This is a genomic window from Klebsiella sp. MS 92-3 (genome assembly GCF_000195655.1).
GTDB lineage: Bacteria > Pseudomonadota > Gammaproteobacteria > Enterobacterales > Enterobacteriaceae > Klebsiella > Klebsiella pneumoniae.
In genome coordinates this window covers 12619-28280 of sequence record NZ_GL882751.1, presented here as the reverse complement: position 1 = coordinate 28280, position 15662 = coordinate 12619, and the positions used below count along the sequence as shown (strand labels likewise).

General features: G+C 61.1%; 10 protein-coding genes and 1 pseudogene. 3 read left to right on the top strand and 8 right to left on the bottom strand.

Annotation, left to right across the window (positions count from 1 at the left end; genetic code table 11):
- Positions 1-73: 73 nt before the first annotated feature.
- From bcsB to bcsR, 4 genes are read right to left on the bottom strand one after another with little or no spacing between them, the layout of a single operon-like run.
- Positions 74-2419, bottom strand: a complete 2346-nt coding sequence (gene bcsB, locus HMPREF9538_RS22125) for a cellulose biosynthesis cyclic di-GMP-binding regulatory protein BcsB (RefSeq protein ID WP_009484214.1) — start codon at positions 2417-2419, stop codon at positions 74-76.
- A 10-nt stretch (positions 2420-2429) separates the two neighbouring features.
- Positions 2430-5048 (bottom strand): UDP-forming cellulose synthase catalytic subunit, encoded by a 2619-nt coding sequence (gene bcsA, locus HMPREF9538_RS22130; RefSeq protein WP_002921508.1) that lies wholly within the window; start codon positions 5046-5048, stop codon positions 2430-2432.
- Entirely contained in the window at positions 5045-5776 is a 732-nt protein-coding gene (gene bcsQ / locus HMPREF9538_RS22135; RefSeq protein WP_002921510.1) for a cellulose biosynthesis protein BcsQ, read from the bottom strand. Before bcsQ ends, bcsA begins: the two co-directional genes overlap by 4 nt.
- Positions 5777-5787: 11 nt before the next feature.
- Complete coding sequence (bcsR, locus tag HMPREF9538_RS22140; RefSeq protein WP_002921513.1) at positions 5788-5976, bottom strand: cellulose biosynthesis protein BcsR; 189 nt, start codon at positions 5974-5976, stop codon at positions 5788-5790.
- A 168-nt stretch (positions 5977-6144) separates the two neighbouring features.
- Here bcsR and bcsE point away from each other — a divergent pair, with 168 nt between their 5' ends.
- From bcsE to bcsG, 3 genes are read left to right on the top strand one after another with little or no spacing between them, the layout of a single operon-like run.
- Complete coding sequence (bcsE, locus tag HMPREF9538_RS22145) at positions 6145-7698, top strand: cellulose biosynthesis protein BcsE (RefSeq protein ID WP_002921516.1); 1554 nt, start codon at positions 6145-6147, stop codon at positions 7696-7698.
- Positions 7698-7895: a cellulose biosynthesis protein BcsF gene (gene bcsF / locus HMPREF9538_RS22150; protein WP_002921518.1), complete on the top strand. Its 198-nt coding sequence runs from the start codon at positions 7698-7700 to the stop codon at positions 7893-7895. Before bcsE ends, bcsF begins: the two co-directional genes overlap by 1 nt.
- Positions 7892-9571, top strand: coding sequence for a cellulose biosynthesis protein BcsG (gene bcsG / locus HMPREF9538_RS22155; protein ID WP_004173944.1), 1680 nt, complete (start codon positions 7892-7894; stop codon positions 9569-9571). Before bcsF ends, bcsG begins: the two co-directional genes overlap by 4 nt.
- Before the next feature lie 107 nt (positions 9572-9678).
- Here bcsG and HMPREF9538_RS22160 read toward each other — a convergent pair whose 3' ends face one another.
- The 4 genes and pseudogenes from HMPREF9538_RS22160 to HMPREF9538_RS0126985 all read right to left on the bottom strand — a co-directional run.
- A complete protein-coding gene (locus HMPREF9538_RS22160; RefSeq protein ID WP_009484212.1) occupies positions 9679-10680 on the bottom strand; it encodes a glycosyl hydrolase family 8 in 1002 nt (333 codons plus the stop codon).
- Between the two features lie 11 nt (positions 10681-10691).
- Positions 10692-11168, bottom strand: a complete 477-nt coding sequence (gene bcsD / locus HMPREF9538_RS22165; RefSeq protein WP_002921529.1) for a cellulose biosynthesis protein BcsD — start codon at positions 11166-11168, stop codon at positions 10692-10694.
- Positions 11168-15220, bottom strand: coding sequence for a cellulose biosynthesis protein BcsC (locus tag HMPREF9538_RS22170; RefSeq protein WP_009484211.1), 4053 nt, complete (start codon positions 15218-15220; stop codon positions 11168-11170). The genes bcsD and HMPREF9538_RS22170 overlap by 1 nt, the downstream gene beginning before the upstream one ends.
- Positions 15217-15662: pseudogene (locus tag HMPREF9538_RS0126985) on the bottom strand (cellulose biosynthesis cyclic di-GMP-binding regulatory protein BcsB); the annotation flags it as partial. The pseudogene HMPREF9538_RS0126985 and the gene HMPREF9538_RS22170, both read right to left, overlap by 4 nt.

The window sequence follows — 15662 nt, the reverse complement described above, 5'->3', positions numbered from 1 at the left end:
GGGCGCCCCCCCCCGGCCCCGCCGCCAGCAGCAGCGCCGAGAGCACCGCGCCACAAAGTACTTTCATCATGGTTTACTCATCATCCAGGCTAAGACGGCGGCGGCTGATGATGCGCAGCATGCGCCACAGCACCCATGCCAGCAGCACAATGCTGATGGCGGCGAAGATCGCCAGCAGTATCGGGTGGTTAGAGAGCGCGAACCAGATGCGCTCGAACCAGGGCAGATGACCCACGTAGTAAATATCCCCCACCCGCAGACTGTTGACGCCGGATTCGCGGATCACCGCCACCGAGCCAAACATCGCTGCCCGCTTACCGCTGTCGTTGAGGGCGTTGGTCAGCAGTTCATTTCCGCGCGGGCTGTCGGCCAGCAGGGCCACCACGCTGCGCTGATCGTTATACGGCGACTGGAAGCCAATCACCGCCGCCATCGGCCCGGAAGAGGTAATGTCGGTGCGGGTATTGGGCGTGCGGGCCTCATCGTCGGGATAAATGCTCGCCAGGTCATAGTGGCGCATCGGCATTTTCACCCAGCTTTTGGTCGCCTCGACCAGCAGGTTGATTTTGGTGTCGTCCTTGAGCGACGACGGGATCGCGCCGATCAGCAGCAGATCCGCATCTTTGTTCTTGATCTGGTTGCCATCGTCGGTCATTTGCAGATTAATCGCCGCCAGACCGGTCTGCGAACCGATGCCCCCCAGCGCCTGCAGCAGCGTCGCCACCTGGCCCTGGGTCGGCGCCTTCGGCACCACCACCAGCGTGTCGGAAAGGTCCGCCATACGGCTGTAAGGGAAGCCCGCATTGGCGAAGACGCGCAGGTCCGGCAAGGCGATAAAGTGATAATACTTCGAGAAGTCGATGGTCGAATCGTCGCCGATCACCACGTGGTTCTGCACCGGCTGGAAGGTAATACAGTTGTCGATGGAGCCGCCGGGCATCGGGTTCATATACTGGAAGTCAAAGCGCAGCTGGTTGACCGCCCCAAGACGCAGCGCGGGGATGGTGACCTCCGATTTGCCGTCCAGCAGCCCCTGCAGCACCGGCAGGCGCAGGATCAGTTTGTTCACGTCCTGGGAGCTGTTAAGGCTGAACGACTGCAGGAACTGGTCGTTGAGGCTGATATCCATCCGCGAGCTGTCCTTCACCGGCGGCATGGTGTAGCGGTATTTCAGATCCATATCGATGCCGTTGGCCCGCAGCAGATAGAGATCCGGCGGCAGGTTAAGCGCCACGGTGATGGCATCCGGCACCAGGCCGCTGGACTGCAGCTGTTGCTCATAGGTTTTCAGCTCAGCAAAGGTGACCGAACGGTCGGTGCGCACCCAGTTCGGCGCGTCGTAAGGCTGACGCGGCTGCAGGGTTTTGATGCCGTCCACGGTGACGCTGCTGCCGCGGAACAGAATATTGCCCTGAGCAATCCCCTTCGCCGCCAGCAGCAGGTCGTTATCATCGCGGCCGAAAATCACCAGCAGCTTGACGTAGGGATCGTTCGGGTTGTCGATCATTTCGATGGTCGGCGCCTTGACCGGCGGATGATCGCGCAGGAAGTCCGGACGCTTGTCGTTGGTGGCGAAGACAATGGCGTTACGATCCGGCAGTTCATTGAAATAGACCGGGAACTGCTGGCCGCGCCAGCCGGCCTTGCTGCCGAACCAGGAGGCGACTATCGCCGCCGCCTGCTGCTGGGTGACCGCTGGCGAGCCCGGGAAAATCATCGGCAGCTTCAGCGGGCGGTTATCGCGCGGATCGTAGAACGGCACCGGGAAGTGTGACAGATCGTTATTTACCTTCAGCGACTGGTAGGTGAGATCCAGATAGCTTTCGCGTCCGACGTCCAGCCACAGCGTGCTGCTGGCCGGGTTTTCGCAGACGTCGCGGTAGTGGCCGACAAACTCCAGCCGTACGCGGTTGAAGTCGGTGATGTACAGCGGGTCAATCGGCAGCTGCGCGCGGATCTTTTTCCCCAGCTGCTCTTTGGTGACGGGCAGGACGCCCATCAGCTCATCGTTAAGATAGACCTTCAACTGCGACTGCACGGGCAGCAGCGAGGGCGATGGGGTGTATTCCAGATTGAGCAGCGCGTTGGCGACCAGCTCATCGCTGCGCATGCCGAATTCGACCGACGCGTCAGGCCGTGAGCCGCGCAGCACGATGCTGCCGGGCGGCGGCGCGATGGTGGCAAAGCTCAGCTTCACCTCCCGCTGCGGCACGTTCTCGGCCACCGCCGCCGGAGCGGTCGGTTCGGCGAGGGTCGCCGTCGGCTCGCCCACCACGATCGGCGCAGCCGGGGTCGCGGCCTGCGGCTGAACGCCAGGGGCAGCGTTCGCCACCGCGGCCGGCGCCGCATAAGAGGCCAGTGGATACCAGCTGCACATGCCCACCGCTACTGCACACATCCAGGAAAGTTTTCTTTTCATCGCATTATCATCATTGTTGAGCCATTGCCGGGTCTGCGGAGAGCGTCGGCGCGGCGCGTTCAGGGCGTCGGGGTACAAACGACGCTATCCAGGCCACCAGCGAAGTGAGCGCGCGGAAAACCACCTTCACCGACGGCGGCGAAAACTCCGCCAGGTGACGATAGCCACGGAAGCCCAGCTTGAGGATATCCAGCAGGCTTTCCATCGGCTTATCTTCCGGGAAGCTATCCTGCCAAAGCGCCCACGTATCAGCGCGGGCAAACGTACACTGCACAAAATCGATATGCTGCTGGTTGGTTAACGGCAGCAGCTGGAGCCCCACTTCGCTGCCGTTGACCCGCGCGACCCTGACCGGGAAGGCATACTCCTGCTGTCCCCGTTTGAGCAGCAGCCTGGCGTTCTGGCCTTCCAGCACCTGCGCGTCGCCGTTAATTTTGATCCCCAGTCCGCCGTCGGAATAGTCGTGGACGGTGCAGGAGAACAGGTGACCATCTTCGCGGGCGATAGCCGCCGGCATGCTCATTTCGACACGGTGCGAACGGCGAACCTGCTTGCTTTCAACCGAGACCGCCACCGCGCCGCCAAGAATAATCAGGTTGTAGAATACCCAGACAATACTCACCCAGACGGTGAGGATTTCATTTTCCGGGCCGTACATGAAGCGCCAGATCCCCACCGCGACGCCGACCAGATTGAGCAGCACCAGGTAGATATAGGGTCGGGAGATCACCCAGTCGACATACTCCTCTTCCACCAGCCCGCCCTTCGCGGTGACGTTGAACTTGCCTTTATGCGGGTTGATCAGCGCCACAAAAGTGGGCGGCGCGATATACCAGGCCAGCACCGTCTCGTAAATTTCACTCCAGAACGAATGGCGATATTTGCCCTGAATCTTCGAGTTGGTCAGGCTGGCGTGGATCATGTGCGGCAACACGAATAGCGCGATCATCAGCGCTGGCGCATAAATGATATAGGCATGGAGCAGCAAAAAGGCCAGCGGCGCCGTGAGGAAGATGAGGCGCGGAATACCGGAGAGAAAGTGAAGCATGGCGTTGGCGTAGCAGACGCGCTGCACCAGCTTCAGGCCTTTGCCAAACAGCGGATTATCGAGGCGGAATATCTGCACCATCCCGCGCGCCCAGCGGATGCGCTGGCCGATATGCGCGGATAAACTCTCCGTCGCCAGCCCCGCCGCCTGCGGAATACGCATATAGGCGGAGGTATATCCCCGCCGGTGCAGACGCAGCGAGGTGTGGGCATCTTCGGTCACCGTTTCGACGGCTATCCCGCCAATTTCATCCAGCGGGCCGCGGCGGATAACGGCGCAGGAGCCGCAGAAGAAGGTGGCGTCCCACATGTCGTTCCCGTCCTGCACCAGGCCGTAGAATAACGTCCCTTCGTTCGGCGTTTTGCGAAAACGACCAAGGTTGCGCTCAAAGGGATCGGGCGAGAAGAAGTGGTGCGGGGTCTGCATCATCGCCAGCTCTTTCTCTTTCAGGAACCAGCCCATGGTCATCTGCAGAAACGAGCGCGTCGGCACATGGTCGCAGTCAAAGATCGAGACGAACTCCCCTTTGGCATATTTCAGCGCATTATTGATGTTGCCGGCCTTGGCGTGTTCGTGGCTGGTGCGGGCGATATAGTGCACCCCAACATCTTTGGCAAACTGGCGAAACGCTTCCCGTCCGCCGTCGTCGAGGATCCAGATGTTCAGCTTGTCCTTCGGCCAGTCGATACCCTGCGAGGCGTAAATGGTGTTTTTCACCACGTTGAGATCTTCGTTATAGGTGGGGACGAAGATGTCCACAGTTGGCCACAAATCCATGTCCTCCGGCAGCGGCACCGGCTGGCGATTCAGCGGCCAGACCACCTGGAAGTAGCCCAGCACCAGCACCACCCAGGCGTAGGTCTCTGCGAACAGCAGAATGATCCCGCACACCAGACTTACCGGGTCGTTCCAGTTCAGCGTCGAGGTATAGCGCCACCAGATATAGCGGCACGACACCGTCAGCGACAGCACGATCAGCATCAGCGCCGAGAAACGGCCCGGGATGCGTCGCACCAGCAGCGCCACGCCCCACAGCAGCATCAGGAAGATAAACTGCGACAGCGGGTTAAAGGGCTGCGTAATACACATCAGCGCCAGCACCAGCGAGCAGAAGGTCACCCCCCCAAGGATCGCCCGGCGCAGTTTAGGATTGAGGTGCGCCAGCTCTTTCTGTTTATCCAGATGGCCGGTGCGGGCGTTCATCTGCTCAGGCAATTTTTCCAGCCACTGCGTATAGCGACCGTGCACCCCTTCCAGCGCCGCCAGCGAACGCCAGTTGACCTTTTTCTCCGGCTCCGGCACGCGCGTCGTCAGTAACCACAGGGATTGCAGCAGGTAGCGCAGCGGATCCAGCGGACGCGGGCGATGCGGATTTATGTGGGGAAAATAGGTTTCATGGCGGGCCAGAATCGCCTGCCAGCGCGGCGTCTCCAGCGGCATCAGCGCCCAGACCAGCGACGCCCACAGACAGCCAAGCGACGCCGACAGCCACGAAGCGCCGTGCTGCCGATAGTCATCATAGCGCGCACGCAGCCGCTCCCCCACCGGCGGGGCCAGCAGCAGCGTACTGAGGCGGATCATGCCGCTCTCCCGGCGGAATAGTGGATCAGGCACCAGTTCGCCAGGGTCAGCACCTCTTCCGCCGCCAGCGAATCCTGACGATACTCCCCAAGAGGTTGTTTCGCCGCCAGGCACTCGGCCATCGCCTCGTCGCGGTGAATCGTCACCGGCAGGATGCGCGGCTGGCTCTCCAGCCACAGCTGGTAGAGATCTTCCTGCAGCTGGCTGCCGACCCGCAGATCGTTAATCAGAATATCGCCGTTGGCCGGGAGGGGCTGCTGGTGTAGACGGATATGGCTATTGGCGTCGGGATGAACCACCACCAGCGAGCGATCGCAAAGCGTCAGCAGCTCGCGAGTCAACGGCGAATAACCCGCCGGCAGATCCAGCAGCAGCCAGCGGTACTGGCCCTGTAGCTGCTGTACTGCCTCCGCTATCGCCCCCAGGGTGGGCTGCAGCTGGTCGACATTTTCTCTTTCGCCGGCGCTGAGCTGGCCAAACGGCAGCAGATCGATATGCTGCGTATAGCGCAAGCCCGCGTCACGCCAGTCCCGGCCGTCGAGCAGCGCCCGCGCCCAGCCGTCCTGATGATGGATATCGGTATTAAAGAAAAAGCGCAGCATATTATCCGGGCTGGCGTCGATCGCCAGCACGCTTTCACCGAGCAATTGCAGGGCCCAGGCGAGTGCAGCCGTAATGGACGTGACGCCAGTTCCCCCGCGCACGCCCTGTAATCCCAGAATAGCCATCTCCGGCTTCCTTATTTTTTCTCTGCAAACTCTGCCAGCAGCGGCCAGCGCTTCAGCGCCGCGTTCAGCTGTTCGCGCCTGGAAATATCATGATAATCAATATCCGGCAGGGAAAATGCCCGGCTAAGCGCCAGAAAATCATTTTGAAAGGTGTACCCCAGCGTGGCGTCCGTGGGTACCGCAGGATCTTTTGCTGGCATATCTCTGTCCGTTCGAAATTTATTATTAAACCAGAGGACGTATACAGCTCATCCTTAAAAGCAGGTGTACATGCTAAAACTGATGACCTTTAATTTCAATGTTAGGTTTACTCTGTCGGTTTCGCTAGTAAACTTATTCAGTGTCAATCAGGGCGCACGAGGGATGCCGTGGATAATGTATTTACTTTGGGTATTTCATCATTATGGGATGAAGTGTGCCATATGCCGGTCGGCGGAGTATGGTGGCTCAACGTCGACCGTTATGCCGATGCCGTCAGCCTGTTTAATCAGACGCTGGCCGCGCAGGCGAAAAACAGCCACGTTGCCGCGCTGGTTATGGGAAACAAACCCAAGGATATCATTTCCTTAGATCATACTCACGGTCCGGATAATATCGCGCTGTTCACCCTGCCGAATCGCCCGCAGGCGCTGGAGGAAATACACCGCGATTTAGTCTGCTCCCTCGAACCTGGCAATTATTTGTTTATTCTGCTATGCGCTGAAAATGCCTGGCAAAATATAAATAATGAAAAGTTATGCGCCTGGGTAGAAAAGACCAGCCGCTGGGCGCAATATCACCGTTGCGCGTTCTTAGCGATCAATTCCGCGCAGGATATCGATCGGCAGCTGACTCCCTTATTACGTGAGTACCGCTCCCTTTCCGGACTGGCAAGTATTCGTTACCAGGGCGACCGGCATATCTTTGATATTGCCTGGTGGGGAAGCGATAAGGGTATCAGCGCCCAACAGCAGCTGATGGTGCAACATGATGACGCCGGCTGGCGATTAGCGCAGGACGCTGAAACCAGCGTGCAGCCGCGCAGCGACGAAAAAGCGATCCTCAGCCATGTGCGCGTGCTGGAAGGCGCCCCGCCGCTGTCGGAATACTGGACGCTGTTTGACACCAACGACGAGGTCTTCAACGCCGGGCGCACCGCGCAAGCGGCGACGATCCTCTTCTCCATTACCCAAAATACGCAAATTGAACAGCTGGGCCGCTATATTCATACCCTGCGTCGCCAGCGCGGTACGGCGCTGAAAATCATCGTCCGTGAACAAACCCCGAGCCTGCGCGCGACCGATGAGCGGCTACTGCTCAGCAGCGGCGCCAGCCTGGTGATCCCCAGCAGCGCATCGCTCTCCCGCTGCCTGACGCTAATCGAAAGCGTACAGAACCAAAAGTTCTCCCGCCATATCCCGGAAGATTTTGCCACCCTGCTGACCTGGAGCCAGCCGTTAAAGCTGCGCGGCTACCAGAAGTGGGATGCCTTCTGCGAAGCGGTGCACAACGTGATGACCAATACCCTGCTTCCACCCGACAGCAAAGGCGTGATGGTGGCCCTGCGCCCGGCGCCGGGGCTGCGCGTTGAGCAGGCGCTGACGTTATGCAAACCTAACCGGATGGGCGACATCATGACCATCGGCAATAACCGGCTGGTGCTGTTTTTGTCGTTTTGCCGGATCAATGACCTCGATACCGCGCTAAACCACATTTTCCCGCTGCCGACCGGCGATATTTTTTCTAACCGTATGGTGTGGTTTGAGGACAAGCAAATCCTCTCGGAAATCGTAATCATGCGCGGCGTCGAGCCGGCGCGCTGGAACACGCCGCTGCCTCTCTCGGTCGGTAAAAACGAGACCATTAACGCCACCCACGATGGACGCCACTGGCGACGCTACCCCGAACCACACCGGTTAACCACCCGCGAGGAGCAAGCCTGATGATGTCTCTCGCCGATATTCTGCAACTGGTGGTGCTCTGCGCCCTGCTGTTTTTTCCGCTGGGCTACCTGACGCGCCACTATCAGCGCCGGATCCGCACGACGTTAAGACTGATGTTCTTTAAACCCCGTTACGTGAAACCGGCAGGGGTATTACGCCGGGGAACAACGGTTAAGCAAGGCAAAGCGAACAAATGACAAATAAAAAAACGACCGCGGCACCGCTTCCGCTCTGGCAGTACTGGCGCGGCCTTGGCGGCTGGAACTTCTACTTTCTGGTCAAGTTTGCCCTGCTGTGGGCCGGGTATCTCAATTTCCATCCGATGCTGAACCTGGTATTTCTCGCCTTTCTGCTGGTGCCGATCCCGCGCGAAAAGCTACACCGTATCCGCCACTGGATCGCTATTCCGCTGGGATTCGCGCTGTTCTGGCACGATACCTGGCTGCCCGGGCCAGAGTCGATTTTTAGCCAGGGGTCGCAAATCGCCGGCTTCAGCGCCAGCTATATCTGGGATCTGATTGTCCGCTTTATCAACTGGAGCATGGTTGGCGCCTTCTTTGTTTTGCTGGTGCTATGGTTGTTTATCAGCCAGTGGCTGCGCGTCACCGTGTTTGTCTCGGCAATGGTCGTCTGGCTGGCGGTCAGCCCGCTGCTGCCGGCCTTTACCCTATGGCCCTCCGGTCAGCCCACCACGGCCGCCGCCACGACCGCACAGGCCAATACCGGGGCCAACGCCGCCGCTGGCGCCGCGTCCAGCCCCGCCAACAGCGATATTCCGCCGCAGACCGAGCCGCCGACCTCAGCCAACCTGACCAACTGGCTGAACGCTTTCTATGCCGCCGAGCAGAAGCGCAAGACGCCGTTCCCGGACCAGCTGCCGGCGGATGCGCAGCCGTTTGACCTGCTGGTGATCAACATCTGCTCCCTCTCCTGGTCGGATATTGAAGCCGCCGGTCTGATGGATCATCCGCTATGGAAGCACTTTGATATTGTCTTCAAAAACTTTAACTCCGCGACCTCCTACAGCGGCCCGGCGGCGGTGCGCCTGCTGCGCGCCAGCTGCGGCCAGCTGTCGCATACTAACCTGTATCAGCCGTCCGGCGCCGACTGCTACCTGTTTGAAAACCTGGCGAAGCTCGGCTTCAACCAGCAGCTGATGCTCGGCCATAACGGTCTGTTCGGCGACTTCCTGAAAGAGCTGCGTTCGCTGGGCGGTATGCAGAGTCCGCTGATGGACCAGACCGGCCTGCCGGTCAGCCTGCAGGCGTTTGACGGCTCCCCGGTGTATGAGGATCTGGCGGTCCTCAACCGCTGGCTGAAGACCGAAGAGGCCAGCAGCAATCCGCGGAACGCCACCTTCTATAACACCCTGCCGCTGCATGACGGCAACCACTTCCCGGGACAAAGCAAAACCGCAGACTACAAAGTGCGGGCGCAGAAGCTGTTTGATGACCTGGATAACTTCTTCACCGAGCTGGAGAAATCGGGGCGGAAAGTGATGGTGGTGGTGGTGCCGGAACACGGCGGCGCGCTGAAGGGCGATAAGATGCAGGTATCTGGCCTGCGCGATATTCCAAGCCCGTCGATCACTAACGTCCCGACGGCGGTGAAATTCTTCGGCATGAAGGCGCCGCATGAAGGGGCGCCGATTATCATCGATCAGCCCAGCAGTTATCTGGCGGTGTCGGAGCTGGTGGTGCGCGCCCTCGACGGCAAAATGTTCAGCGAGGACAGCGTCAACTGGCAGCAGTATGTCGCCAACCTGCCGCAGAGCGCGGCGGTGTCCGAGAACGCCAACGCCATCGTCATCCAGTATCAGGGCAAGCCTTATGTCCAGCTGAATGGCGGTAGCTGGGTGCCTTATCCGCAATAAGCGACAAGGCCGCCTATGTTGGCGGCCTTACATCGTGAGAGGTTCCCATTCCACCTTCTCAGCCCGCAGGCATACGGGCGGGGAAGGCGGCAAATCAATCACCGTATTTAGCGCTGATCCTGTTTCGCCAGCCAGACCAACAGCTTGAGGCTGGCAGAGTAATAATCATCCTTGTCGTCAATCTGCGGCGCCTCCTGCGGTTCACCCAGCGTCAGATCGCGCACCGCCAACAGGCCGCCGGCCATATACCAGGGGGCCACCTCGTTGGTGCTGACGTTGATCCACGCCGGGGTTTGCAGGCGCGGGTAACTCTGCATCCAGGCCTTCCAGGGCGCGAGCAAGGCGCTGTGCGGATCGGCCCACGAGAGATACAGCGGGATACGGATCGCATCGAAACTCATCCGCGGCGGCCACTCTTTGGCTGGCAGCATCTTGCCATCCGCCCGCAGCGCCACCCAGTCGCTGGGTAGATGTGATTTCCCCCAGCCCATCTGCCCCAGCAGCGCCTGTCCGTCGCTCTGCAATGTCCGCCAGGCGGTGAGATGCGTCCGCTCCGCGAAGGCGCGCCAGGCCGGGAAGATGAAATAGGAAGGGTTAAGGTTCAGGTGATCATTGAGGTTGAACCCTTTCACGCCCGGGAGCATCACCTGGCGACCGGCGAAAGTCACCACCGTAGACTTCAGCAGGGCGGCGGTGATGGCGTCAGAGGCAATCGCATAGCGCTTATCCTGCCACTGCTTTTGCGCGCGCAGCAGCGCCCAGGCGATCAGGGTATCGCCATCGGAGGCGTTGTTTTTATCGGCGATAGGGTCCGGCGCCACCGGGTTATAGCGCCAGTAAAACAACCCGTTAGACTTGTTGCGCAGGGTGTTGTCCGTCCACTGCCACAGCTTGTCGAACGCCGGACGATCGTTATTCGCCACCGCCAGGAGCATGGCGAAGCCCTGACCTTCCGTATGCGACACATTGCCATTGGCGGTATCAATGATACGACCATCCGGCATCATAAAACGGGCCTTATAGCGCTCCCAGGCCGTATCCGCCCACGCCCTGGGCACCAGCATCACTACCGTTGTCACTATCCCCGCCACTAAAGCACGCAGGGGCATAAATTCACTCTTTATGGATGGTAGTAGAGAAACTGAACGTCAGAGACGGAGAACACCCGCTCACGCTGCAGTATCACGTGGGCACTGCCTCCCTGACTCTGCAGCCAGCGAGAATATAACCCCTCGAGTATGGCACAGAACGCGTTGCACCAGCGCACGCGCCCCGCTTCGTCGCGGCTGACCGGCAACGCCTGATGGCGCAGGCGCAGGCCGTCCTCACCGACATCGATGGTCACCACGCCCCAGTGAAAATGAGTCAGCAGCCGGTTGATATTGGCCTCCAGATCCCCCACCGTCTCCGACGCCGGCAGCGGATGGGTCTCCGCCAGCGAGGCGCCCATCTGACGCAGGAAGGGCTGGCTTTCCAGCTCGCCGGCATTATTTAGCATACCTTCGATCATAATAATCAACAGATCGAACCATCCGGCAGGCGTCTGCTGCTGCTGAAACCAGGTCATCACCACCGGGTTATTGTTCTCCGTCATCATCAATGATCTCCTAACATATAGCGAATATAGAGCCCGGCGGTGCTTTCGTTATAATCCCCGAAGGTGTCATAGCCAATCTGACCCCCCAGGGTCATTTGTTTGTTGACCTTGTAATCCGCCCCGGCGCGCAGGGTATACCCTATGCCGCTCTTCGAGGTCGCGGAGTAGTAGGCTTCCTTGGCAAACCCATTGCTCACCGCCGTCTCCAGGGTCTGCTGCCACTCCGAATTGGTCGGGAAATAGGCGCTCTTATCCTGACTGTAAGACTGATAGCCCACCGAGCCGCCGAGCTTCATGGTCCAGTTATCATATTTCTCCGTCAGACTGACCGGCAGCGATACGCTGACGTAGTTTTGCGGACTAAAGTAGCCCCCCTGACCATAGGTGAAGTAGCTGAGGTTTTTGGAGTAATCCATATAGCTCATGCTCAACCCGGCCTGCAGCTGGCGGTATTCGTCATGGTAGGGACGAAGATAGACCCCGGCATTGGCGTTGATACTGGTGTTGCTGGCGACGTTCTGCCCCAGATAGCTGTATCCACCGCCGCCGACATAGAAGCCCGCGTCGCCGTCGTCATAGCTCAGCTGCAGGGTGCCGCCGTTTTTCGTCACCTGCCCCCAGGTTTTCCCGGAATAGGCGTCTTTCAGACCCACGTAGGAAAGCAGGCTGTCGGTTAGCGAGCGGCGTTCGCCGGTGAGGATCAGCGACAGATAGTTGGTCAGCTTGGGCGACCATTTCACCCCGCCGACTACGGTATTAAGATCCTGGCCCAACGGCGTGCTGCCGATATCGACCCGGTAATCGTCACCGCTTAACGCCAGCGCCAGTTCGACGCCGTTGGCCTTCTGCGAATCGGTCGAGCCGCTGGTCTGGTCAACGTTCGGCTTGCGGCTGGACGAAGAGAGATAGCTGGCCACCTGCCCCGCATCATAGCTCCCGAGCTTCGCCAGGTTTTCCATCCCGCTGTTGGTGGTCGGATTGAAATCTGCCGCGTTCAGGGTGCCGAGGCCGCTTAACGCCTCGGCCCCTGGATTGCTGGCGAAATAGGCCGTCCGCTCCGCCTCGGTCATCGAGGCGATCGCCGCCTGCTCGCTGGTGGCGGTACTCACCATGTTGGAGACCGCGTTAGCCAGCGGGTTGGCGCCGTAGCGACGCCAGGCGTCGCCGCTGGCGGTCCCGGCGTTCAACGACACCGGGGTGACGGTAAAGTCAAAGCGCGAGTCGCCAAACGGCGAGGATGACCAGGTCAGCGGCGTCCGGAGCTCCGTCAGCTTGCTGGTGCCCGATTCGCCGTCGCGTCCACGCACGTCCATTCCCCCCTGCAGCCAGCTGCCGGTTTTCTCCTGCAGCGACTCCATCATGGTGTCCACCTGACGCAGCATCCGCGTCTGGGCGGTGTCCACCGGCAGATCGGTGCGCTGGATCCCCGGCAGCGTGGAACCAGGCGCGGCGGCCGACTGGGCAACCTGCCACGGCATGTACTGCCCGTAGGCGGAGGCCGTCCGCGTCGGCGCCGACGTTTGCGACACGCCGATAAAGGGGTTATCCGCCGCCAGCACCCCGCCGACGGTCGGCGTTTCGCTACTGTTGGTGCTTTGCATGCCCAGCAGTTTGCCGCGGGCGCTGCGCAGATAGGTCATCGCCTGCTGATGATGTCCCTGGGCCTCCGCCACTCTCGCCAGCAGCAGCAGGCGATCCGGGGAGTTATCCTGGCGCAAACCGCCGGCCAGCTGTTCAGCGCGATCGTTGTTCCCCGCCGACAGCGCCACGTCGATGGCCCCGGCGCGCGCATCCTGGTTCGGCGTATCGCGCGTCATAAGGTAGTCATAGACCACCCCGGCCTCTTTGTTCATTTTGCCGCTCTGGTACAGCCGCGCCATGGCGAACATCAGATCGGTATTTTGCGGATCGCTTTGCATAGCGCGGATCAGCTTGTCATACGCCGCAGCGTAATTGCCCTGCTCGCGCAGGCGGTCGGCTTCGTTGATCACATAGCCATTGCGAATGCTCGCCAGCTGCGTCGGCGTACTGCTGGCCTGCAGCTGCGGATTGCTGATCAGGTTCTGCGCCTCGCCGGTTAGCCCGGCCTGATTCAGGACGGCGATCTGATCGGCGTAATCCCCGGCATTGCCGGATACGCCGCTGCTGATATTGTTGCGCACCAGCGAGACCGCGGTGGTCAGGTCGCCGCTCTCGGCCAGCAGACGCGCCAGCTTGCCGGCGTCCGCCGGGGCTTTTGGCGGCGTGGAGGCCATCGCCCGCAGGGTATTGCTGGCGGCGATGGTATTGCCCTGCGCCAGGTAGTTTTCGGCCGTCACCAACTGCAGGTTGTAGTTCACCCGCTGGCGCAAATCGCGCATGTCGCTGGTCTGGCTGCCGCCGGGAATGCGCGCCAGCAGCGTCTGCGCCTGCTGCCAGGCGCCGTTTTCGCTGGCAAACAGGGCGGCGGCATACAGCGCACTGTTGCTGGCGCCGGGGCGATAGGCCGCCGACATCAGCGAAGAGGCCTCGCTGCCGTTACCCGATTTTTGCAGCAGCCGGGCCAGGTCGAGGCGCAGCCAGGGATCGTCCGGATAGCGGGCGACGCCTTCGCGCAGGGTGGCAATGGCGCCGGCTGGGTTACCGCTGCTGACCTGCGCCTGGGCCTGACGGCGCAGGGCATCGCCCGGCATACCGGCCACCACCCGCGGCTGCAGTTTTTGCCGCAGGCTCTGCGGGAGCGTCTGCAGCATCGCCTGCGCCTCGGCGGATTTATTCTGCTCGCGCAGCACGTAATAGAGGTTTTCCCGCGCCGCCGCGTTCTGCGGATCGTCATTTAACAGTGAGCGCAGCGTTTGCTCCGCCTGGGGCAAATCTTTGTTGTGCCGCAGCACATCGGCGCGGAACAGCTTCGCCGAGGCGCCCTGCGCCCCGCTCTGCTGCGCCAACGGCGCGGAGAGCGCCAGCGCCTGGCTGATATTGCCCTGCTTATAGGCCTGCTGGGCCTGCGCCAGCTGGCCGTAGAACAGCGCATCGGCCGCCTGCTGACGACGGGTCGCCGAGGCGTCGCCGCCGAGGTCCGCGGCCCGGCTCAAATACTGCGACGCGGCCTGGTAGTCGCCGCTGCGCTGGGCGATATAGCCCATGCCCGCCAGCGCATCGGCATCCTGGGGGTTGGTCTGCAATACCTCTTCAAACTGCTGCTTCGCGGCGGCGGTATTGCCGCTGTTGAGATTGGCGTAGCCCTGGCCGCGCGCCTGACCGCTGCGCCGTTGGCGAAAGTAATTCTGAACTTCGCTGTCCTGGGGATGCCGCTGCATCCAGGTGTCGTAATACTGCTCATCCCCGGCCTGCGGGCCCAGCCAGAGCAGCGCCTGGCGCAAGCCGCTGTCCGCCTCTTTATTGCCGCTGGCCATCGGCTCGAGCAGGGCGATCCCTTCCCGGCGAGTCTCTTCCCGCCAGGTTAACGCTTTGCCCAACGCCACCCGCGGGGCGTTCTCCTGCGGATGCTGCGCCACGTACTGGCGCAGCTCGCTGATAGCCTGCGGATAGAGCGATTTGTCGCTGGCCATGGTCAGGTAATATTCCGCCGCCAGCCCGGCAGGCGGCGTATTGCCATTGAACATACTGCGCCAGGTCGCCAGCGCCCCGGGGATATTGCCTCCGCGCGCCTGCTGGCGGGCCAGGCTGAGCTGGCCCTGCGGCACCTGCGACATCTTTTTGGCGTTGTCCAGATCCTGTAATCCCGGGCTGTCAGGGGCCGCTTTCGCCAGCCGCGCGCGCCACTGCGCCGCCGCCTGCATATCGCCGCCCTGCTGCGACCAGAGCGCCATCAGATAAAGCGCCTGGGTGTTGTTGGCATCCACCGAGAGCACCTTCTGCAGGGACTCCATCGCCAGCTCGTCATGAGATTTCTCATGCCAGTAGTTGGCCTGAGCGAACAGCGCCTGTAGCGCCGCGTCGTTCCCCGCCGCCAGCGCGCCGCCCGAGGCAGCGAGAGTCAACGCGCCGGTGAGGCAGAACGTGGTGAGCCGACGGGTGTTTTTCATCGTTATTATTATTTTTCTTTTCATTGGTTATCCCCCGAACCCAGACGCTTACGGGCGTGACGTTTAAACATCGCGGTCAGCGCCAGTCCCATTATCGAGGTGGCAATCAGCCCCAGCACCGCCAGGAAACCTGAGTGCTGGCTGGCATACCAGACCGCCATCATGTACCACGGCATCTGACCGCTGGGGAACGGCGTACTCACCTGGAAGCTGCGCACCCCGTTATCGCTGGTGATCACCGCGGTATCGCCGCGGATCCCGGCGTTAATGCGCGGCGAGTCCAGATCGGTCTTCAGTCGCGCCAGCTGGTCATCATTGCTGGCCAGCGCCACCACCACCAGGCGGGTGGAATTCCACGGCGAGCGATAGCTGATGAACCCGCGCCAGGCGCTGCTCGACGAAAAGTAGCGATCGGCGTCGAGGCTGGCGGGAGGGCGCCCCCCCCGCGGGGGGGGGGGGGGGGGGG

Bases quoted from the DNA above. Each gene is read 5' to 3' on its own strand.
- HMPREF9538_RS22170 (WP_009484211.1), bottom strand. From the start codon at position 15,220: ATGAAAAGAAAAATAATAATAACGATGAAAAACACCCGTCGGCTCACC.
- bcsQ (WP_002921510.1), bottom strand. From the start codon at position 5,776: ATGGCTATTCTGGGATTACAGGGCGTGCGCGGGGGAACTGGCGTCACG.
- HMPREF9538_RS22160 (WP_009484212.1), bottom strand. From the start codon at position 10,680: ATGCCCCTGCGTGCTTTAGTGGCGGGGATAGTGACAACGGTAGTGATG.
- bcsD (WP_002921529.1), bottom strand. From the start codon at position 11,168: ATGATGACGGAGAACAATAACCCGGTGGTGATGACCTGGTTTCAGCAG.
- bcsG (WP_004173944.1), top strand. From the start codon at position 7,892: ATGACAAATAAAAAAACGACCGCGGCACCGCTTCCGCTCTGGCAGTAC.
- bcsB (WP_009484214.1), bottom strand. From the start codon at position 2,419: ATGAAAAGAAAACTTTCCTGGATGTGTGCAGTAGCGGTGGGCATGTGC.
- bcsR (WP_002921513.1), bottom strand. From the start codon at position 5,976: ATGCCAGCAAAAGATCCTGCGGTACCCACGGACGCCACGCTGGGGTAC.
- bcsA (WP_002921508.1), bottom strand. From the start codon at position 5,048: ATGATCCGCCTCAGTACGCTGCTGCTGGCCCCGCCGGTGGGGGAGCGG.
- bcsF (WP_002921518.1), top strand. From the start codon at position 7,698: ATGATGTCTCTCGCCGATATTCTGCAACTGGTGGTGCTCTGCGCCCTG.